Here is a 19,836-nt window from a genome sequence, read left to right as displayed (position 1 = left end):
GATGTGATCCGTTATGACTGAACAAGAAACCATTTATCAGGAAGTCTGCGAACTCCTGGCTACGCTGTTTGAACTCGACCCACAGGAAATCACGCCTGAGGCTCGCCTGTACGAAGATCTGGATCTGGACAGTATCGATGCAGTGGACATGATTGTTCACCTGCAGAAGAAAACGGGGACGAAAATCAAACCGGAAACCTTCAAATCTGTCCGTACCGTGCAGGATGTGGTTGACGCTGTCGCTCAGCTTTTGCGCGACGAGTAAACCACCGTGCCTGGAGGACGAGCGTTTCCGGCGATCCCACTCCTGACGGGAGTCGTGTTGCTGGCGTGGCCATTCCTGATTGGATTGGGGCTGACGCACAACGGTCTGCACTGGCTGTTGCCGCTAATGGCCCTGGTGCTGGTGCTGCGTCTGCATCAGGCGCGGCGAAACGCAGGCCCGATGCGGTATGTGGTGCAGTGCGTTGCGCTGGCAGGCCTGGCGCTCTGCGCGGCGAGCTATCTGCTGAAAGCGCATCAGTGGCTGCTGCTCTATCCGGTGGTGGTTAATCTCGTGATGCTGGCCGTGTTTGGCGGCTCACTGTGGACAACCATGCCGCTGGTTGAACGGCTGGCACGTCTGCGTGAACCGAATTTGCCTCCGGCGGGTGTGCGATATACCCGTAAGGTGACGCTGGTGTGGTGCGGTTTTTTCCTCGGTAACGGTGCGATAGCCCTGTTTACCGTGCTACACGGCGATATGCATGTCTGGACAGTGTGGAACGGTATGGTGGCTTATTTTCTGATGGGCACGCTGATGGCGACAGAGTGGCTGGTGCGTCAACGGGTGATGAAAAAAGAGAAGCTCGATGAATAAACCCCTCCCGCTTGGCCAGTGGTTAAATGCTCCACGCCCTGACGACATGCCGATCGCCTGGCTTGACGATCGCACCTGGACGCTGGGTGAGTTGCGCCACGATGTCACCTTGCTGGTAGAAGCATTGCGACAGCAGGAGGGTGAACGCTGGGCGCTGTGCTTTGAAAACAGCTACCTGTTTATTGTTGCGCTGCTGGCCTCACTGCATGCCGGTAAAACCCCGGTCATTCCAGGCCATAGCCGGGTCTCTCTGCTCGACGAACAGCAGTCGCTGTTTAGCGGTGTCCTGAGCGATAAGACGCTGGATATTCAGGGAAAGGTCATTGTGGTGACCTCCTCCCCCCAGACCGCGCGCCAATGGGCACCGTTGTCCGTCATTGACGACGCGCGCTTTGTTGAGCTTTTTACATCGGGCTCCACGGGCACCCCGCGCCGGGTCATTAAGCACATCGCCAGCCTGGACCGTGAAGCGTGCCTGCTGGCGAACCGTTTTGGCGAACGCCTGGCGGGCTGCAGCATTGTGGCCTCGGTCGTACCACAACATCTCTATGGCCTGACGTTCCGCATCATGTTGCCAATGGCGATGGGGCTTCCGCTGCACGCCGCCATGCTCTATTACGCTGAGCAGCTGGCGGCACTCCCTCACGACAGGCAGTACCTTTTTATCAGCAGTCCGGCGTTCCTGAAACGGCTGGATACCGAGCTGACTGCCCCTCCCGTCGTGATGCTGATCTCCGCCGGGGGAATGCTGCCCTGGTGCGATGTCACGGAGACCCATGGCTGGCTTAACGTCTGGCCGGATGAAATCTACGGCAGCACCGAAACCGGGATCCTCGCCTGGCGGCACCGTCAGGCGGACAGCGTTCCCTGGCTCGCCTTCCCCGGCGTGGTGTTCCAGAGTGAAGGGGAAATCTGCCGCGTGACCTCCCCGCTCATTCACGAAGCCGCAGGGTTAGAGCTGGACGATATCCTGCACTTCGACAGTAACGGTTTTTTTAGCATTGCCGGACGTCGTGGTCGGGTGGTCAAAATCGAAGAAAAGCGTATCTCACTGAACGAGATTGAACGTCGCCTGCTGGAGCTTGAGGGCATATGTGAAGCCGCAGCGTTACCGGTTACTCGCGGAGGTCGTCAGGGTATAGGTGTCCTGCTGGTTCTGGATGAGAAGACCCGTCAGCGCTGGCATCAGCAGGGCAAAAAAACGCAGGAACTGGCCTGGCGCCGCGCCCTGCGGCCCTGGCTTGAACCGGTCGCCGTCCCCCGCTACTGGCGCATTATCGATGAGATGCCGGTAAACAGTATGAATAAGCGTGTCTATGCGCAGTTACAGGAGTTGTTTCATGAAAATTCATGAAATCGAACGCCACCAGGCACAGCCGCAGCACCTGGAAATCGTTTTGCATCTTGACCCCTCCCTGTTCTGGTTCCAGGGGCATTTTGCCGTACAGCCGTTGCTGCCAGGTGTGGCACAGATTGACTGGGTCATGCACTACGCCACCACGCTGCTGGCGCCGGGTTACCGTTTTCACAGCATCCAAAATGTGAAATTCCAGGCCCCTCTGCTGCCGGATACCACGGTCACGCTGGTCCTTAACTGGCATGCCGAACGTCAGATACTGACCTTCAGCTACCAGCGCCATGCCGGTGACGATCGCCATACTGCCAGCAGCGGGAAGATTCGCCTGTGTCAGTAACCTTCCGCCCCTGCGTGCTGATCCCGTGCTACAACCATGGCGCGATGATGGCAAAAGTACTGTCGCGGCTGGCACCGTTCGGCTTGCCCTGTCTGGTGGTCGATGACGGAAGTGACGAGCAGACGCGCCGCATTCTGGAGCGTCTGGCCGCCGGGCAGCCCCAGGTTACGCTGGTACGTCTGGCGCAAAACGCAGGTAAAGGTGCCGCGGTCATTAAGGGGCTGGAAGAGTCTGCCCGCGCGGGCTATACCCACGCCGTACAGGTGGATGCCGACGGCCAGCATGCTATTGAGGATATCCCCAAAATGCTGGCTCTGGCTGAGCGTCACCCGGAGGCGCTGATTTCTGGCCAGCCCATTTACGATGATTCCATTCCGCGCTCCCGCCTCTACGGTCGCTGGATAACGCACGTCTGGGTATGGATTGAAACCCTGTCCCTGCAACTTAAAGACAGCATGTGCGGTTTTCGGGTCTACCCGGTCTCGCCCACGCTGCAGCTGGCCGCACGCGTGCCGCTTGGCAAACGTATGGACTTTGACACCGAAGTGATGGTCCGTCTCTACTGGCAGGGCAATACCAGCTATTTTCTGCCGACCCGCGTTACCTATCCGCCGGACGGGTTATCCCATTTCGACGCGCTCAAAGACAACGTGCGGATCTCGCTGATGCACACCCGGCTGTTCTTCGGCATGCTGCCCCGCATTCCCGCCCTGCTGTTTCGTCGTCGCCGCCAGCACTGGGCGCAGCAGGACGAGGTGAAAGGCCTGTGGGGTATGCGCCTGATGCTGCGCGTCTGGCAGCTGTTTGGCCGCCGGGCCTTTACCGTGCTGCTGTGGCCGGTTATCGGGGTGTACTGGCTTACGGCCCGACCGGCGCGACAGGCTTCACAGCAGTGGACAGCACGAGTGAAGCAGGTGCTGACGCAGCGGAACATGCCTGTTCCGCCACGCCTTAACAGCTTTTTCCATTTTATGCGCTTCGGTAACGCCATGCTGGATAAAGTCGCCAGCTGGCGCGGCGAACTGAAGTTTCATCGTGACGTGGTCTTTGCTCCCGGTGCGTATGACGTGCTGGATGCTGACGCATCGCAAGGCAAACTGCTGCTCGCGTCGCATCTTGGCGATGTGGAAGCCTGCCGGGCACTGGCTCAGCTGGAAGGCAGCAAAGTCATCAACGCGCTGGTCTTTAGCGATAACGCGCAGCGCTTTAAACAGATCATGACCGAGATGGCACCCCAGGCGGGGATTAACCTGATGCCCGTGACGGACATTGGGCCGGATACCGCCATCGCCATCAAAGAGAAGCTTGAGCGCGGTGAATGGGTCGCCATTGTGGGCGATCGCATAGCGGTCACGCCACAGCGCGGCGGCGACTGGCGGGTGATCTGGAGTTCATTTATGGGACAGCCCGCCCCGTTCCCGCAAGGGCCGTTTATTCTCGCCTCCATTCTGCGCTGCCCGGTGGTGCTGATTTACGCCCTGCGTCAGCAGGGTGCGCTCACGATACACTGCGAGCCGTTTGCCGACCCGCTGCTTCTGCCACGCGGGGAGCGCCAGCAGGCGCTGCAACAGGCCGTCGATCGCTATGCACAGCGGCTTGAGCATTACGCCTTAATGTCACCGCTCGACTGGTTTAATTTTTTCGATTTCTGGCACCTGCCGGATGCCAAAGAGAAGGAGTAAAGGGTGCTGACCGATCCCCGCTTTACGACCGAAGTAGAAATCACCGTTCCGTTCCACGACGTCGATATGATGGGCGTGGTCTGGCACGGCAACTATTTCCGCTACTTTGAGATTGCCCGCGAGGCGCTGCTCAACCAGTTTAACTACGGCTATCGACAGATGAAGGCGTCAGGCTATGTCTGGCCGGTAGTCGATACCCGGGTGAAATACCGCGATGCGGTGACCTTTGAGCAGCGCATCCGTGTGCGCGCGCACATCGAAGAGTATGAAAACCGTCTGCGCATCGCCTATCAAATTTTCGACGCGCAAACCGGTAAACGTACCACCACCGGCTATACCATCCAGGTGGCCGTCGAAGAAGCCAGCCGTGAAATGTGCTTTGTCAGCCCGGCTATATTGTTTGAACGAATGGGAGTTACGCCATGAAATGGTTGCCTGTGCTGGCACTGATGATCAGCCCGCTGGTGAGCGCCGTAACGCTGGATGAGCTGCAGCAGCGGTTTACCGGGCAACCTGTCGTGCGTGCGCATTTCGAACAGGTCCGGACGATTAAGGATCTGCCGCAGCCGCTGCGCTCGCAGGGCGAAATGTTGATCGCACGCGACAGCGGCCTGCTGTGGGATCAAAAAGCGCCTTTCCCCATGACGTTGTTGCTGGATGATAAACGGATGATCCAGACGATCAACGGCCAGCCTCCGCAGACCATTACCGCCGACAATAATCCGCAGATGTTCCAGTTCAACCACCTGCTGCGGGCGCTGTTCCAGGCCGACCGCAAGGTGCTGGAAGAGAACTTCCGCATCGATTTTCGCGATCTCGGCGAAGGCCGCTGGTCGCTGGTGCTGACCCCCACAACGACACCGCTGGACAAAATTTTCGCCACCCTCGATCTGGGCGGCGCGACCTACCTTGAGACGATTCGCCTCAACGATAAGCAGGGCGACCGTACCGATATCGTCCTTTCCCGCCACACACTGACGCCCGCCAGACTGACCGATGACGAACGCCAACGCTTTGCCGCACCGTAAATCCCTGCGCCCGGCGCTGCTGTGGGCGACGGTATGCCTGATTCTGTTGGGCGTGTTGCTGTCGCTGCTGCCCGGCGCGCGCCTGAACAGCAGCGTACTGGCTATGCTGCCGAAGCAGACGCTCGGGGCAATCCCGCCGGCACTCAACGACGCGTTTATACAGCGTCTTGACCGCCAGCTTGTCTGGCTGGTCAGTCCCGGTAAAGAACCCGATCCACGGGTGGCGCAGCAGTGGCTGGATCTGTTGAAAAACAGCCATTCGCTCAGGGAGGTTAAAGGCCCGATGGACGCCGCCGGGCAAAAGGCCTGGGGCGAGTTCTTCTGGCAGCATCGCAACGGCCTGATTGATTCGGCCACCCGGGCCCGCCTGCAAAACGGCGGTGAGGCGCAGGCGCAGTGGATTTTATCCCAGCTCTACTCGGCCTTTTCCGGCGTGAGTGGCAAAGAGTTGCAAAACGATCCCCTGATGCTGATGCGCGGCTCGCAGCTGGCGCTGGCGCAAAACAGCCAGAAGCTACGGCTGATGGACGGCTGGCTGGTCACCCAGGATGCCAGTGGAAATTACTGGTATATGCTGCACGGTGAGCTGGCGGGATCATCGTTTGATATGCAGCAAACCCATCAGATGGTAACCACCCTTACCGCCCTGCAGGAGACGCTGAAAACGCGCTTTCCGCAGGCGCAGCTGCTCTCACGCGGTACCGTGTTTTACAGTGATTACGCCAGCCAGCAGGCAAAACGGGACATCTCCACGCTGGGCATCGTCACGATCCTTGGGGTTATCCTGCTGATCGTGGCAGTGTTTCGTTCCCTGAAACCCCTGCTGCTGTGTCTGATTTCCATTGCCACAGGTGCGCTGGCGGGCACGGTGGTGACGCTGCTGCTGTTTGGCGAACTGCATCTGATGACGCTGGTGATGAGCATGAGCATCATCGGAATTTCAGCGGATTACACGCTCTATTACCTCACCGAACGCATGGTGCACGGCGCAGAACATTCCCCGTGGCAAAGCCTGGCCAAAGTGCGTAATGCGCTGCTGCTGGCGCTGCTGACGACCGTTGCCGCCTACCTGATTATGATGCTGGCCCCCTTCCCCGGGATCCGCCAGATGGCGGTGTTTGCCGCGGTGGGGCTGAGCGCCTCCTGCCTGACGGTGATTTTCTGGCATCCCTGGCTGTGCCGTGGTTTGCCGGTGCGGCCGGTTCCGTTTATGGTCCTGATGTTGCGCTGGCTGGCCGCCTGGCGACGCAATAAAAAACTCTCTGTGGGCCTGCCTGTGGTACTGGCGCTGGTCTCGGCTGCCGGGCTTGCCACCCTGAAGGTCAACGACGATATCGCCCAGCTACAGGCGCTGCCCAAAGACATTCTGGCGCAGGAGAAAACCATTACCGCCCTGACCGGGCAAGGTGTCGATCAGAAATGGTTTGTGGTGTATGGCGCATCGCCGCAGCAAACGCTGGAACGGCTGGAAGCCTTTACCCCGGCGTTACCCCAGGCCCAAAAAGCGGGGGATATTACCCGCTGGCGGACCCTGCCCTTAAATTCGCTGGCGCGCCAGAAAAGCGATCTGCTGCTGTTGCAGCACGCCGCGCCGGCCATAACGAACGCGCTGCGAAACGCGGGGCTGAGCACCGTCACACCGAATCTGAACGCCATGCCCGTGAGCGTGGAGGCGTGGCTCGCCAGTCCGGCCAGCGAAGGCTGGCGTCTGCTGTGGCTGACCCTGCCTGACGGCGAAAGCGGTGTGTTAGTGCCGGTGGACAACGCCCGGAACAGCGCCGCACTCAGCGAATTAGCCGCCCGTCATGCGGGCGTCGTCTGGGTCGATCGCAAGGCCAGTTTTGACAGCCTGTTTGCGCTCTACCGCACGTTGTTAACGGGACTCTTGTTTGTCGCGCTGGCGGTGATTGCCTGCGGGGCGATGGTACGCCTCGGCTGGCGAAAAGGGCTTATCAGTCTGGTCCCGTCCGTGCTGTCGCTCAGCTGCGGGCTGGCCGCGCTGGCCGTCACGGGGCATCCGGTAAATCTGTTTTCACTGCTGGCGCTGGTCCTGGTGCTCGGCATTGGCATTAACTACACGCTGTTTTTCGGCAACCCGCGCGGTACGCCGCTGACGTCGATGCTGGCCATCACGCTGGCGATGATGACCACGCTGCTGACGTTAGGCATGCTCGTGTTCAGCGCCACGCAGGCCATCAGCAGCTTCGGTATTGTGCTGGTGAGCGGCATTTTTACCGCCTTCCTGCTGGCGCCGCTGGCGATGCCTGTGAAGAAAGAGAGAAAACGAAAATGAATGCTTTTTACCGCGCAGCCGCGCTGGTCGCGACGCTGCTGCTGGCAGGCTGTAGCCATTCGACCGATACTGAAGGGACACGTCCGCAGGCCTGGCTTCAGCCGGGAACCCGAGTGACGCTGCCGCCGCCCGGTATTACCCCGGCGGTCAGTTCGCAGCAGCTGCTGACCGGAACCTTCAACGGACAAACGCAGTCCCTGCTGGTCATGCTCAACGCGGATGATCACAAAGTGACGCTTGCCGGGCTCTCTTCCGTCGGTATCCGTCTGTTCCTGGCGACTTACGACGACACCGGGATCCACACCGAACAGTCGATCGTTGTGCCGCAGCTGCCTCCCGCCAGCCAGGTACTGGCCGATGTGATGCTCAGCCACTGGCCACTCAGCGCCTGGCAGCCACAACTGCCGAAGGGCTGGACGCTTAAAGACAAGGGCGATCGGCGCGAGCTACGCAATGCCCGCGGCAAGCTGGTGACTGACATTGTCTACCTGCAACGCAAAGGCAAGCGCGTGCCAATCAGCATCGAGCAACACGTCTTTAACTACCACATCACCATTCAATATCTGGGTGACTGAGATGATTTACATTTCTGCTGTTGGCATGGTCAACGCGCTGGGTAACTCGCTGGATGAGATTGCCGCTAACCTGACGGCGGGCGTAGCCCCCGGCATGCATTGTCGGTCCGGCTGGTTGCAGGATGCGCCCGACGCCGTGCTGGGCGGCGTGGAAGGTGAATTGCCGTCCATTCCGGATACCCTATCCGCGCACCGCACCCGCAATAACCAACTGCTGCTGGCCGCGCTGGCACAGATTCAGTCCACCGTTGACGACGCGATTGCCCGGGTCGGCCGCGACCGCGTGGCCGTGGTTTTGGGTACCAGCACCTCCGGCCTCGATGAAGGGGATGAGCACGTACGATCAACGCTCAACGGCGAAGCCAGCACCCGGTGGCAGTATCCGCAACAGGAGCTGGGCGATCCGTCCCGCTTTCTGGCTAACTGGTTACAGCTCGAGGGCCCGGCATATACCCTCTCGACCGCCTGCTCCTCCAGCGCGCGGGCAATTATCAGCGGCCGGCGTCTGATTGACGCCGGGCTGGTGGATATTGCCATTGTTGGCGGCGCAGATACCCTGAGCCGGATGCCCGTCAATGGCTTTCACAGTCTGGAATCGCTTTCTCCAACGCTCTGCGAGCCGTTTGGCCGCGACCGTCGGGGTATCACCATTGGTGAAGCCGCTGCGCTGATGGTGTTGAGCCGTGAACCCGCCGGGGTCGCGCTGCTGGGAACAGGCGAGTCCAGCGATGCTTACCATATTTCGGCGCCGCATCCGCAGGGTGAAGGCGCCATTCGCGCCATTACCCAGGCGCTCAATGACGCGGGTCTGCAGCCTGAGGATATTGGCTATATCAACCTGCACGGCACCGCCACACCGCTCAACGACCAGATTGAATCACACGTGGTACACGACCTCTTTGGAGAAAACGTGCCCTGCAGTTCTACTAAACACCTTACCGGCCATACGCTGGGCGCTGCCGGTATCACCGAAGCGGCGTTGAGCTGGCTTATTCTGACGCGTGACCTGCCGTTACCCCCACAGGATTTCGCCCGCTACGCGCCGGACGAAACGCTGTCGCCGTGCGGCGTGCTGCACCAGAGCACCGCGCTGAAAAAACCGGTCATTTTATCTAACTCGTTCGCGTTTGGTGGCAACAACGCCAGCATCCTGCTGGGGAGAGTGTCATGAGCTACTTATCACCCGTCGACTATCTGCCGCACGATGCGCCAATGATGCTGCTGGGATCCGTTGAACGCGTCACAGACGATTCCGCCGTATGCCGTGTCGCGGTCAACGGCCAAAGCGTACTGGCGCCCTTTTTGAATGCCGAGGGCGATTTGCCAGGCTGGTACGCGCTCGAACTGATGGCGCAGACCGTTGGCGTCTGGTCAGGCTGGCATCGCCAGCAGAAAGGGCAAGATCATATTGCGCTGGGCATGGTGCTGGGTGCGCGCGAGTTGGTCTGCGCCAGTGGACATTTCGCAAAAGACGCGACGCTGGACATCACCGTCAGACTGCTGATGCAGGATGAACGCTTCGGCAGTTTTGAATGTACGATCTCCTCAGGTGAGGAGACGCTGGCCACGGGCCGGGTCAATACCTTCCAGCCGAGCGCAGAAGAATTAACATCGCTTTTTAATCAGGGATCCCACGCATGAGTCGTTCCGTACTGGTCACCGGGGCCAGCAAAGGCATTGGTCGTGCCATCGCCTGCCAGCTTGCCGCTGACGGGTTTACCGTAGGCGTACATTACCACCGTGACGCCGCAGGCGCGCAGGCGACGCTGGATACCATCACACAGGCGGGCGGTCAGGGTCGCCTGCTCTCTTTCGATGCAGGTAACCGCGAACAGTGCCGTGACGTGCTGGAGCAGAATATCGAGGCCCACGGCGCATGGTATGGCGTGGTCAGTAATGCCGGTATCACCCGCGACGGTGCGTTTCCGGCCCTCAGCGAAGACGACTGGGACAGCGTCATTCATACCAACCTCGACAGTTTTTATAACGTTATTCAACCCTGCATTATGCCGATGATCGCCACCCGAAAAGGGGGGCGCATTATCACCTTATCCTCCGTGTCCGGCATGATGGGCAACCGCGGTCAGGTGAACTACAGCGCGGCAAAAGCGGGCATTATTGGCGCGACCAAAGCACTGGCGATTGAGCTGGCAAAACGCAACATCACCGTGAACTGCATTGCGCCGGGGCTGATTGATACCGGCATGATTGAAATGGAAGAGGCTGCGCTGAAAGAGGCAATGTCCATCATTCCCATGAAACGGATGGGCCAGGCCGAAGAGGTTGCAGGACTTGCCAGCTATTTGATGTCAGATATTGCAGGCTACGTTACCCGCCAGGTCATTTCCATCAACGGAGGAATGCTATGACGCGTCGCGTGGTGATTACCGGTATGGGCGGCGTTACCGCCTTCGGTGAGGACTGGCAATCCGTTTCCCGCAGGCTGCTGGCGTATGACAACGCGGTACGCAAAATGCCGGAGTGGCAGGTTTACGATGGCCTGCACACACTGCTGGGCGCGCCGATTGATGATTTCACCCTGCCGGAACACTATACCCGTAAGCGTATTCGCGCCATGGGCCGCGTGTCGTTGATGTCGACCCGCGCCACCGAGCTGGCGCTGGAGCAGGCGGGGCTGATTGGCGAGGCGGTGCTCACGAATGGCCAAACCGGTATCGCCTATGGCTCCTCCACAGGCAGTACCGGGCCGGTCAGCGAATTCGCCACCATGCTCACCGAAAAACACACCCACAACATCACCGGTACGACCTATGTGCAGATGATGCCGCACACGACCGCGGTGAATACCGGCCTGTTCTTTGGCCTTCGGGGTCGCGTTATTCCGACGTCGAGTGCCTGTACGTCGGGCAGTCAGGCCATTGGCTACGCCTGGGAAGCCATTCGTCACGGTTATCAGACCGTGATGGTCGCAGGCGGAGCAGAGGAGCTTTGTCCGTCAGAGGCGGCGGTATTTGACACCTTATTCGCGACCAGCCAGCGCAACGATGCGCCGAAAACCACCCCTTCGCCATTTGATACGCAGCGTGATGGTCTGGTCATTGGGGAAGGCGCAGGCACCCTGATTCTGGAAGAGCTTGAGCATGCCAGAGCACGCGGTGCAACTATCTATGGCGAGATCGTTGGCTTCGCCACCAACTGTGATGCAGCCCATATCACCCAGCCACAGCGAGAAACCATGCAAATTTGTATGGAGCAGTCGCTGGCGTTAGCAGGGTTAAGCGCGCGAGATATGGGGTACATCTCCGCGCACGGTACCGCCACCGATCGCGGTGATATCGCCGAAAGCCAGGCCACCGCCGCCATCTTTGGCGACAACGTGCCAATTTCGTCGCTGAAGAGCTATTTTGGCCACACGTTAGGCGCCTGTGGGGCGCTGGAAGCCTGGATGAGCCTGCAGATGATGCGTGAGGGCTGGTTTGCCCCGACGCTCAATTTAAGACAACCGGATGAGCAATGTGGTGCTTTAGATTATATTATGGGTGAAGCCCGTCAGATTGACTGCGAGTATCTGCAAAGCAATAACTTCGCATTTGGCGGCATCAACACGTCGATAATCATCAAACGCTGGGCGTAACTATGTACCAGTTTATACTGGGAAAGATCTCCACCCTGAGCGCAGACCCGCTGGCGTCGACGCTTGCACATATGGCACCTGCGGGTGCACGAAATGCATCCTGGCTGGCGGGGAGAACCTTGCTCGCCAAAACGCTTTCTCCTTCTCCGTTACCCGAGATCGTCTATGGTGAGCAAGGGAAGCCGACCTTCGTGGATGCGCAGCCCTTCTGGTTTAACCTGAGTCACAGCGGCGATAATATCGCGCTGCTGCTGAGCGACGAAGGCGAAGTGGGGTGTGATATCGAAGTTATCCGCCCACGTGAAAACTGGCAGGCGCTGGCTAACGCCGTCTTCAGCGTGGCGGAACATGCGGAGCTGGAGCGCGAAGACCCGGAGACAAAGCTTTCTGCTTTCTGGGGGATCTGGACGCGTAAAGAGGCCATCGTGAAGCAGCGAGGCGGTAGCGCCTGGCAGATTGTCAGCATCGACAGCACGTCGCAGACGCATTCGGTAAGCCAGCTCCAGTTCGGCTCGCTCAGTCTTGCCGTCTGCACCTCAACGCCTTATACCCTTACCGCCGGGACGATTGCTCACCACGGGATGTCCGTGGCATAAAAATCACCAGCACGCCGAGAATAATCATCCCGACTCCCGCCAGCCCGTGCCAGGAAAAGTGTTCGTTCCAGCCGGGCAACAAAATGGCCGCGGCCCACACCAGAATGTAACTGAGGCTCAGCAAGGCATACGCTTTGCTGAGCGCCATGCGATGCAACGCCAGATACCAGCAGCCCATCGAGGCCACATACCCCATGAGTCCCAGCAGCAGCGCGCCAGTACCGGATGATAAGTGCCAGAGCGCGGAGACAAACGCATAAAGCTCGCTGACTGGCGGCAGAGCCTGCATGGCATAGCGCAGCAGCAGCTGCGCCGCGCTGACCAGCATTACGCTGCATAACGCCCAGAACGTTCCTCTCACAGGCTTCCTCCGAGGATAACAATGCCGATGATGATGAACCCGACGCCCAGCCAGTGATGCAACGCGACTTTTTCATGCCAGAATGCTTTCGCCGCCAGGGTCACCCAGACAAAATTGAGGCTCAGCATAGGGTAGGCAACGCCGACAGGCAGGCGCTGCAGGACCACCAGCCAGACCAGCATGCCGCTGCCCAGCGCCAGCAATGCCAGGCCCAGCCACAGCATAATATGCGCGCCACGCCGCCCGGCTTTCGCCGGACGGGTGGCCTGCTTCTGACACAGCTGCCCTGCGCAGGTCAGCAGGCTTGCCAGTATCAACCAGAGCCAGGTCGTCATTGCGGTAAATACTGCAGCCAGGCCAGACGGCCCTGAATATACAGGCTGTCCGGTTCTGGCAGATGAGCCCGCTTAATATCGTCGTGTTTTGACAGCAGGATCACCAGTGACACGCCCCCCTGCTGGCGATGCGTTGCCAGCCACTGCGCAAAATTATCTTTCTCAACAAACCGGTCTTTCACATCCGGGTACGCTAGCCCGTAGCTCAGCTCGCCGCTCTGACCAAACAGAATGATGTCATTACGCTTAAGCTCCCACGCCAGCCCGGAGGCCACGCCAACATTGTTCGCCAGCACAAACCGGCTGCTCTGAAGCGGGTCACGGATGGTATCCACCAGCGACTGCGGCTGTTTGGAATCTACCACCAGGTTAGGAATGGCAAACCCAATCAGCAGCGCCACGCCAGCAGGACACAACGCCGCCAGCCACCAGCGCTGCGCGCTTTGCCGCACGGTAAACCAGCCGACAGCCGCCCAGACGAGAAACGCCAGCACCGCGCAGAAGACTTTATACAGCTCAACGGATGTCCAGACCGGATGCTTAGCAACCCCCCACGGCGAGACCACCAGCGCCGCTACTACGCCAATCACACCAAACGCCAGGTTAATCCCGCCGTTAATGCGTAACGCTCTGGCCCCTTTGTCCGCCGCGATGCAGGCATAGCGCGCCATCAGGATAGCCAGCGGAGCAAAACACGGCAGGATGTAGGTTGGCAGTTTGCCTTTGGCAATGCTGAAGAACAGCAGCGGCATCACGACCCACCCAAGCAGATAAAAGCCACCGCCCGTGTTGTCTCTTTCGCGCCAGCCCAGCCGAAACGCGCCGGGCAACAGCGCCAGCCACGGCAGACTGCCGGCCAGCAGGAACGGCAGGTAGTACCAGAACGGCGCTTTGTGCTGAGCATCGCTCTGGGCAAAGCGCTGAATATGCTCAACCCAGAAGAAGTAGCGCCAGAAATCAGGCTCTCGGTGCGCAATGGCCAGCGCCCAGGGCAGGACGATCAGCACACAGCTCACGATGGCCATCCAGCCAAAGATCAGCACCTCTTTCCAGCGCTTCTGCGCAATCACCCACGGCAGCACGCCTATTACCGGCACCGCCAGCGCCAGGAATCCTTTGGTCATCACCCCCATGCCGCAGGCAAGCCCGAGCAGCACGTAGCCACCCGCTTTTCCGGCCACGGTTTCAGCCTGCGAGGCCAGCCAGAAGCTGCACATAGCGGCCACCAGCCACAGGGTAATGATGGGATCCAGCACGGCGTACGTACCAATGCCATACACCAGGAACAGGGTCAGGAAGATAAGGCCGGAGAAAATGGCAACGCGCTTATCCCGCCACAGGCGCCACGCCATCCAGATCACCAGCAGAGCCGTCAACCCGGTTGAGAATATGGCGCCGGCGCGCACGGCAAAGTTAGTATGCCCAAACAGCAGTTGCCCGATACTGTTGATCCAGTAGCCCGCAATCGGCTTTTCAAAGTAACGCAGCCCCAGAAAATGCGGGACAATCCAGTCTCCAGACGCCAGCATTTCGCGGCTGATTTCCGCATAGCGCGTTTCATCAGGCTGCCACAGCAGGCGGATATCGATCGGAATGAGGTAGTAAACGATAAACAGTGCGAGAAGCGCTAAGCCATAACGGGCTGCTTTCATGATACCGGACTCACGGTTTGTTGATAGCCAAGCCAGCCTTCCCGGCCAGCCAGTTCATTACGCACAATTTTGCCCACGGGCAGGACGCTAAGATCCTCTGGCAGCAATTCGCTCAATGGACAAAACTGAATGCCCTCCTGAGCGGCCATCGTCAACAGTGCATCGAAATCATGCTGATACGCAATCCCTTCCACTTCCGCGTGGATGGTATAGACGGGCGTACCAGTGTCGCGATGAATGCAGTCCAGAATATAGCGATTGAACCCTCCGGCACTAACCTCGCGCCCAACCACTTCATCCCAGGTGGGAAGCGTGACCGGGATTTGTACCGTCCCCAGGCGATTCTCCCCGATGAGCGGCAAAAAAGGCCCGGTGCCGCGGCAATCGCTGTTGTAGCGAAACGCGAAGGGTTCTTTGGCTTTCACTACGCGTTGGTCGGCACGCCATCCCGCCACGGCGGAGCAGCGAATCGTCTGACCGGTGATGGCCTCCAGCTCCAGCATGCCGCGCTCAACTTCACGCGACAGGCGTGGAATATCCCAGACGCCAGCCCAGGCCTGCCAGGCATGGTGATCCCAGGCATGCAGTCCAACCTCATGGTGCTGCGCCGCGTCGCGGATAACGGCTTCATTACCCGCGCCAATGCGCCTGCCGGGCCATGCGGTTCCGGCCAGCAAAATATCCCAGCCGTAGAGAGAGGCTGCGCGTGAGCGCAGCATTTTGAACAGAAATGCCGGTTTAACCAGACGCCATAAATGACGTCCCATATTGTCAGGCCCCACGCTGAAGAAAATGGATGAGCGCACGTTGTGCTTGCTCAGCAGTTCCAGCAGTTTGGGTACGCCGTCACGCGTCCCCCTGAAGGTGTCGACATCAATGCGTAAACCGACTTTTCTCATGAGACCTGTTCCGACAGCTCCACGGTGCGCAGGAAGAAATCGAGCGTTTCATCAATGGTCTGATCCATCTTCACCGTCGGTGTCCAGTTCAGGCAGCGTTTCGCATTACGAATGCTGGGTTTCCGGTGCTCAACGTCCTGATAACCTTTACCGTAGTAGCTGCTGCTTTCCACTTCACGGAAACCGGCAAACGGCGGGAAGCGATCGCGCAGCGGATGACGTTCAAAGCTTGCCAGCAGCATCTCAGCCAGTTCGCGAATGCTCGCTTCGTTATCCGGGTTACCGATGTTGATGATCTCTCCGTTGCAGCGACCCTCTTTGTTTTCGATGATGCGGAACAGCGCCTCGATACCGTCGCTGATATCCGTAAAGCAGCGTTTTTGTTTACCGCCTTCGATAAGCTTGATGGGCGAGCCTTCCACCAGGTTCAGGATCAGTTGGGTGATGGCACGTGAGCTGCCGATACGCGCCGCGTTAAGGTTATCCAGACGTGGCCCCATCCAGTTAAACGGACGGAACAGCGTAAAGCGCAGACCCGCTTTCTCGCCGTAGGCCCAGATCACGCGGTCGAGCAGCTGCTTGGAGACGGAATAAATCCAGCGCTGTTTGTTGATCGGCCCGACGACCAGGTTAGAAGTGTCTTCGTCGAAGTTTTTGTCAGTACACATGCCGTACACTTCAGAAGTTGACGGGAAGATAATGCGCTTGTCGTATTTCACACAGTCGCGGATGATCTTCAGGTTCTCTTCGAAGTCCAGCTCGAACACGCGCAGCGGGTTACGGGTGTACTCAATCGGCGTGGCAATCGCCACCAGCGGCAGCACCACGTCACATTTTTTAATGTGATATTCAATCCACTCGGAGTGAATGCTGATATCCCCTTCCACAAAGTGGAAACGCGGGTTGTCGAGGAAACGACTGATGGCATCAGCACCGATATCCAGACCATAAATTTCGTAGTTATCGTCTTTCAGCAGACGCTCGGTCAGGTGGTTGCCGATAAAACCGTTGACGCCGAGGATCAGCACGCGGGTGCGGCGTTTGATGGCCACAACCGGTGCGCTGGTGATGAGTGCGCCAGTGACCAGCCCCAGAGACTGAGCCAGCTGCGCGCCCTGAACATAAACGCCGTTATCGGTTTGCCCGGTAACGATCTCCAGCGCCTGCTCGCCGCAGCTGACAATCAGCGGGGAAGCCGAGACAACGGTGCCCGGTTTGGCGGCAGGAATGTCGTCGCGTACGCGGGATTTCCAGACGATAAATTTACTCACGCCGGCAAAGCTGTACGCCCCCGGCCAGGGGTCGGTAACGGCACGCACCAGGTTGTGCAACTGACGAGCCGGCTTGTTCCAGTCCAGGCGACCATCTTCTGGCCGGCGACGGCCAAAACAGCTCGACTGGCTCTCATCCTGCGCGGTCTCGCTGAAGGTGCCGTTAAGGATCGCCGGCAACACATCACGTAGCAGGCTTTGCGCTACGGTGCAGAGCTTCTGATGAAGCTGCAGCGCAGTTTCATCCGCGTCGATAGCCACGCGCTGCTGCGCGATGATGGCACCGGCATCTGCGCGGTGCACCATACGGTGCAGAGTGACGCCGGTTTCCGTTTCACCGTTCACCAGCACCCAGTTCAGCGGTGCGCGGCCACGGTAGGCGGGCAGCAAAGAGCCGTGAAGATTAAATGCCCCTTTTGCGGCCAGACTTAAAATCTCATCGCAAATCAGGTTGCGATAATAGAACGAGAAGATGGCATCAGGCGCGAGCGCCCGGATGCGATCCACCCACAGCGGATGGTTGACATCGTCCGGGGCGTAAACCGGAATACCGCGCTCTGCGGCGATACGCGCCACCGAGCCAAAGAAGTTATTCTCTCCGGCCGTGTCCGGATGCGTGAAGATTGCAGCGATTTCATAGCCCGCTTCCAGCAGGGCCAGCGTGCCCGCACACCCCATATCGTGATAGGCAAAGACAACAGCTTTCATGGGTGAATTTCCTCTTGAGATGCTTTGTGTTCCTGGCGGACAACACGTTGAATAAAGTAGCGCGGACGTGCGCGAACATCGTTATAAATACGGCCAATGTATTCCCCGAGCAGGCCCATCCCGACAAACTGGGCGCCGATGAACATAAACAGCACGGCAAAGAGCATGAAGACCCCTTCCGCCGCCCATTGGGGACCGTAGATCAGGCGGAGTAACACCAGCAGCACGGAGAGCGCGAAGCCGAACACGGCAATGATGCTGCCGAAAACGCTCAACAGGCGCAGCGGCGTGGTGGTCAGGCAGGTGATAAGGTCGTACATCAGGTTGATGAGACGCATAAAGCTGTACTTCGACTCCCCGTGCTCGCGCTCGGCGTGCAGTACCGGGATTTCCGTCGCCTTACGGGCAAAGGTGTTCGCGAGAATGGGAATAAACGTGCTGCGTTCATGGCAGTGCAGCATGGCGTCGACAATATGGCGGCGGTAGGCGCGCAGCATGCAGCCATAATCGCCCATCGCTTTGCCGGTGGTCCGCTGGATCAGACGGTTGATTGTGCGGGAAGCCAGCTTACGGAACAGGCTGTCCTGACGGTTTTGCCGCACCGTGCCGACCACGTCGTACCCTTCATCGGCCTTTGCAACCAGACGCGGGATCTCTTCCGGCGGGTTTTGCAGATCGGCATCAAGCGTAATAATCAGATCGCCCGTCACGTGGCTGAACCCGGCCATAATGGCGGAGTGCTGGCCGTAGTTTCGGTTAAGCAGCACGGCAACAATATGGCTGCCCTCGGCCTGCGCGGCTTCGGTCAGCATCAGCGCGGAATTATCGCTACTGCCATCATCCACCAGCAGTATTTCATAGGCTTTGCCGAGCGTGTCGCAGGCGGCCGTCGTGCGGCTGATCAGTTCGGGCAGGCTCTCCTGTTCGTTGTAAACGGGGATAACCACAGAAACTTTTTGTACAGGCGGTGCGCTGAACATATCAATTTCCTGCAAGCTGATGGAGCGCGGTAATGACGCGGGTTGTGTCGTCATGAGTCATGTCCGGGAAAAGGGGGAGAGAACAAATACGCGCGCTATTCCATTCAGAATTCGGGAGCGATACATCAGGAAAACGCTCGCGGTAGTATTTTTGCGTGTGCGCCGCGCGGAAATGCAGGCCGGTGCCAATGCCGTTTTCCTTCAGGGCTGCCATCAGGTTGTCGCGAGAAATCCCGCAACGGGCTTCATCCACGCGAATGATGAACAGGTGCCAGGCGTGGACGTGCGGCCATGAAGGAATACGCAGCGGCTGGAACGGCGTATCGGCAAGCTCGCGCAGATAGCGTTCAGCAATGTCATGACGTCGTGCGTTGGCCTCTTTCAGTTTGCCCAACTGCACCAGCGCCAGCGCGGCGTTGATATCCGCCAGGTTGTATTTGAAGCCGGGCGTAATAACTTCTGCCTGCGGCGCACGACCGTGCGTCTGGCGATCGTAGGCATCCACACCCAGGCCGTGGAATTTCAGGCTACGGATCCGCTGCGCCAGTTGCGCATCGTCCGTGACCACTAACCCGCCTTCGGCGCAGGTCATGTTTTTAATTGCGTGGAATGAGAAAATCGCGGTGCCCTGCCAGCCCACGTGACGCGAGTGGTAGTACGTGCCGGCTGCATGCGCCGCATCTTCAATGACCGGGATACCGTGACGTTCCCCGATGGCGCGAATGCTGTCGATGTCACACGGCGCGCCGGCATAATGAACCGGAACAATCGCTTTTGTACGTGGCGTAATGGCGGCGTCGACCGCATCCGGCGTGACCATCAACGTATCCCGGTCAACATCAATCATCACCGGGGTTGCGCCCAGCAGCACAATCATATTCAGTGTGGATACCCAGGTCAGGGAGGGGGTAATCACTTCATCGCCTGGACCAATACCCAGCGCCATCAGCGTGACATGCATTCCCGCGGTCGCTGAGCTGACGGCAATCGCATGTTGATTCCCGGTTAGCTGACAGAATGCCTCTTCAAGCGCCTGATTTTTCGGTCCTGTGGTGATCCAGCCGGAGGTTAATACCTCCTGCAACGCCGCTAATTCCTCGCTACCCATGGACGGCCGGGAAAAAGGCAAAAAATCACTCATCATTAATTTCCTTGAAATAAGAATGGCACGCTTTTGATATTAACCAAATGCCGGCTCGTTTATTTCAACGAACCATAAACTTATATCAAGGTAGCTAACATTTCTTAGGGAAAAATTAAGAAAGACATTCCATTCACTTTATCAACCCATTAACCACTTAAAATACA

Annotated in this window: 21 protein-coding genes; 14 read left to right on the top strand and 7 right to left on the bottom strand. The window is 58.7% G+C overall.

Going from position 1 to position 19,836, the window contains the following annotated elements:
- Positions 1-13: 13 nt before the first annotated feature.
- From F8561_RS17600 to acpT, 14 genes are read left to right on the top strand one after another with little or no spacing between them, the layout of a single operon-like run.
- A complete protein-coding gene (locus F8561_RS17600; protein WP_014172033.1) occupies positions 14-265 on the top strand; it encodes an acyl carrier protein in 252 nt (83 codons plus the stop codon).
- Between the two features lie 6 nt (positions 266-271).
- Entirely contained in the window at positions 272-859 is a 588-nt protein-coding gene (locus F8561_RS17595) for a hypothetical protein (RefSeq protein ID WP_108647719.1), read from the top strand.
- Entirely contained in the window at positions 852-2,213 is a 1,362-nt protein-coding gene (locus tag F8561_RS17590; protein ID WP_108647717.1) for an acyl-CoA synthetase, read from the top strand. The genes F8561_RS17595 and F8561_RS17590 overlap by 8 nt, the downstream gene beginning before the upstream one ends.
- Positions 2,200-2,553 (top strand): beta-hydroxyacyl-ACP dehydratase, encoded by a 354-nt coding sequence (locus F8561_RS17585; RefSeq protein ID WP_020884527.1) that lies wholly within the window; start codon positions 2,200-2,202, stop codon positions 2,551-2,553. Before F8561_RS17590 ends, F8561_RS17585 begins: the two co-directional genes overlap by 14 nt.
- The gene (locus F8561_RS17580) at positions 2,544-4,235 is read left to right on the top strand and encodes a glycosyltransferase family 2 protein (RefSeq protein ID WP_108647715.1); all 1,692 of its coding nucleotides are present in this window, start codon (positions 2,544-2,546) and stop codon (positions 4,233-4,235) included. The genes F8561_RS17585 and F8561_RS17580 overlap by 10 nt, the downstream gene beginning before the upstream one ends.
- Positions 4,236-4,238: 3 nt before the next feature.
- Positions 4,239-4,661 (top strand): acyl-CoA thioesterase, encoded by a 423-nt coding sequence (locus F8561_RS17575; protein ID WP_014172038.1) that lies wholly within the window; start codon positions 4,239-4,241, stop codon positions 4,659-4,661.
- Positions 4,658-5,263 (top strand): outer membrane lipoprotein carrier protein LolA, encoded by a 606-nt coding sequence (locus tag F8561_RS17570; protein WP_108647714.1) that lies wholly within the window; start codon positions 4,658-4,660, stop codon positions 5,261-5,263. Before F8561_RS17575 ends, F8561_RS17570 begins: the two co-directional genes overlap by 4 nt.
- On the top strand, positions 5,232-7,556 hold the full coding sequence (locus F8561_RS17565; RefSeq protein WP_151887730.1) for an MMPL family transporter: 2,325 nt from the start codon (positions 5,232-5,234) through the stop codon (positions 7,554-7,556). Before F8561_RS17570 ends, F8561_RS17565 begins: the two co-directional genes overlap by 32 nt.
- On the top strand, positions 7,553-8,131 hold the full coding sequence (locus tag F8561_RS17560; RefSeq protein WP_073397681.1) for a DUF3261 domain-containing protein: 579 nt from the start codon (positions 7,553-7,555) through the stop codon (positions 8,129-8,131). The genes F8561_RS17565 and F8561_RS17560 overlap by 4 nt, the downstream gene beginning before the upstream one ends.
- A 1-nt stretch (position 8,132) precedes the next feature.
- Entirely contained in the window at positions 8,133-9,302 is a 1,170-nt protein-coding gene (locus F8561_RS17555; protein ID WP_032679156.1) for a beta-ketoacyl-[acyl-carrier-protein] synthase family protein, read from the top strand.
- Positions 9,299-9,772 (top strand): hypothetical protein, encoded by a 474-nt coding sequence (locus F8561_RS17550; protein WP_020884522.1) that lies wholly within the window; start codon positions 9,299-9,301, stop codon positions 9,770-9,772. Before F8561_RS17555 ends, F8561_RS17550 begins: the two co-directional genes overlap by 4 nt.
- Positions 9,769-10,500, top strand: a complete 732-nt coding sequence (locus tag F8561_RS17545; protein ID WP_020884521.1) for a 3-ketoacyl-ACP reductase FabG2 — start codon at positions 9,769-9,771, stop codon at positions 10,498-10,500. The genes F8561_RS17550 and F8561_RS17545 overlap by 4 nt, the downstream gene beginning before the upstream one ends.
- The gene (locus tag F8561_RS17540; protein WP_014172046.1) at positions 10,497-11,726 is read left to right on the top strand and encodes a beta-ketoacyl-ACP synthase; all 1,230 of its coding nucleotides are present in this window, start codon (positions 10,497-10,499) and stop codon (positions 11,724-11,726) included. Before F8561_RS17545 ends, F8561_RS17540 begins: the two co-directional genes overlap by 4 nt.
- A gap of 2 nt (positions 11,727-11,728) precedes the next feature.
- Positions 11,729-12,322 carry a 4'-phosphopantetheinyl transferase AcpT gene (gene acpT, locus F8561_RS17535; RefSeq protein WP_014172047.1) on the top strand — a complete coding sequence of 198 codons (594 nt, stop codon included), beginning with the start codon at positions 11,729-11,731 and terminating at the stop codon, positions 12,320-12,322.
- On the opposite strand, the gene arnF is transcribed toward acpT, so the two are convergent.
- From arnF to arnB, 7 genes are read right to left on the bottom strand one after another with little or no spacing between them, the layout of a single operon-like run.
- Positions 12,279-12,683 (bottom strand): 4-amino-4-deoxy-L-arabinose-phosphoundecaprenol flippase subunit ArnF, encoded by a 405-nt coding sequence (arnF, locus tag F8561_RS17530; protein WP_025202826.1) that lies wholly within the window; start codon positions 12,681-12,683, stop codon positions 12,279-12,281. The two genes, acpT and arnF, sit on opposite strands and share 44 nt — an antisense overlap.
- A complete protein-coding gene (gene arnE / locus F8561_RS17525) occupies positions 12,680-13,018 on the bottom strand; it encodes a 4-amino-4-deoxy-L-arabinose-phosphoundecaprenol flippase subunit ArnE (protein WP_014172049.1) in 339 nt (112 codons plus the stop codon). Before arnE ends, arnF begins: the two co-directional genes overlap by 4 nt.
- Positions 13,015-14,670, bottom strand: a complete 1,656-nt coding sequence (arnT, locus tag F8561_RS17520; RefSeq protein WP_108647708.1) for a lipid IV(A) 4-amino-4-deoxy-L-arabinosyltransferase — start codon at positions 14,668-14,670, stop codon at positions 13,015-13,017. Before arnT ends, arnE begins: the two co-directional genes overlap by 4 nt.
- Complete coding sequence (gene arnD / locus F8561_RS17515) at positions 14,667-15,569, bottom strand: 4-deoxy-4-formamido-L-arabinose-phosphoundecaprenol deformylase (protein WP_020884517.1); 903 nt, start codon at positions 15,567-15,569, stop codon at positions 14,667-14,669. The genes arnT and arnD overlap by 4 nt, the downstream gene beginning before the upstream one ends.
- The gene (gene arnA, locus F8561_RS17510) at positions 15,566-17,548 is read right to left on the bottom strand and encodes a bifunctional UDP-4-amino-4-deoxy-L-arabinose formyltransferase/UDP-glucuronic acid oxidase ArnA (protein ID WP_047355829.1); all 1,983 of its coding nucleotides are present in this window, start codon (positions 17,546-17,548) and stop codon (positions 15,566-15,568) included. The genes arnD and arnA overlap by 4 nt, the downstream gene beginning before the upstream one ends.
- A complete protein-coding gene (arnC, locus tag F8561_RS17505) occupies positions 17,545-18,528 on the bottom strand; it encodes an undecaprenyl-phosphate 4-deoxy-4-formamido-L-arabinose transferase (protein ID WP_020884516.1) in 984 nt (327 codons plus the stop codon). Before arnC ends, arnA begins: the two co-directional genes overlap by 4 nt.
- Position 18,529: 1 nt before the next feature.
- Positions 18,530-19,669 carry a UDP-4-amino-4-deoxy-L-arabinose aminotransferase gene (arnB, locus tag F8561_RS17500; protein ID WP_151887755.1) on the bottom strand — a complete coding sequence of 380 codons (1,140 nt, stop codon included), beginning with the start codon at positions 19,667-19,669 and terminating at the stop codon, positions 18,530-18,532.
- Positions 19,670-19,836 lie beyond the last annotated feature (167 nt).

The sequence above is a fragment of the Enterobacter sp. 198 genome (genome assembly GCF_009025585.1).
In the GTDB taxonomy this organism is placed as follows: Bacteria; Pseudomonadota; Gammaproteobacteria; order Enterobacterales; family Enterobacteriaceae; genus Enterobacter; species Enterobacter ludwigii.
This window is presented reverse-complemented; position numbering and strand designations above follow the sequence as displayed.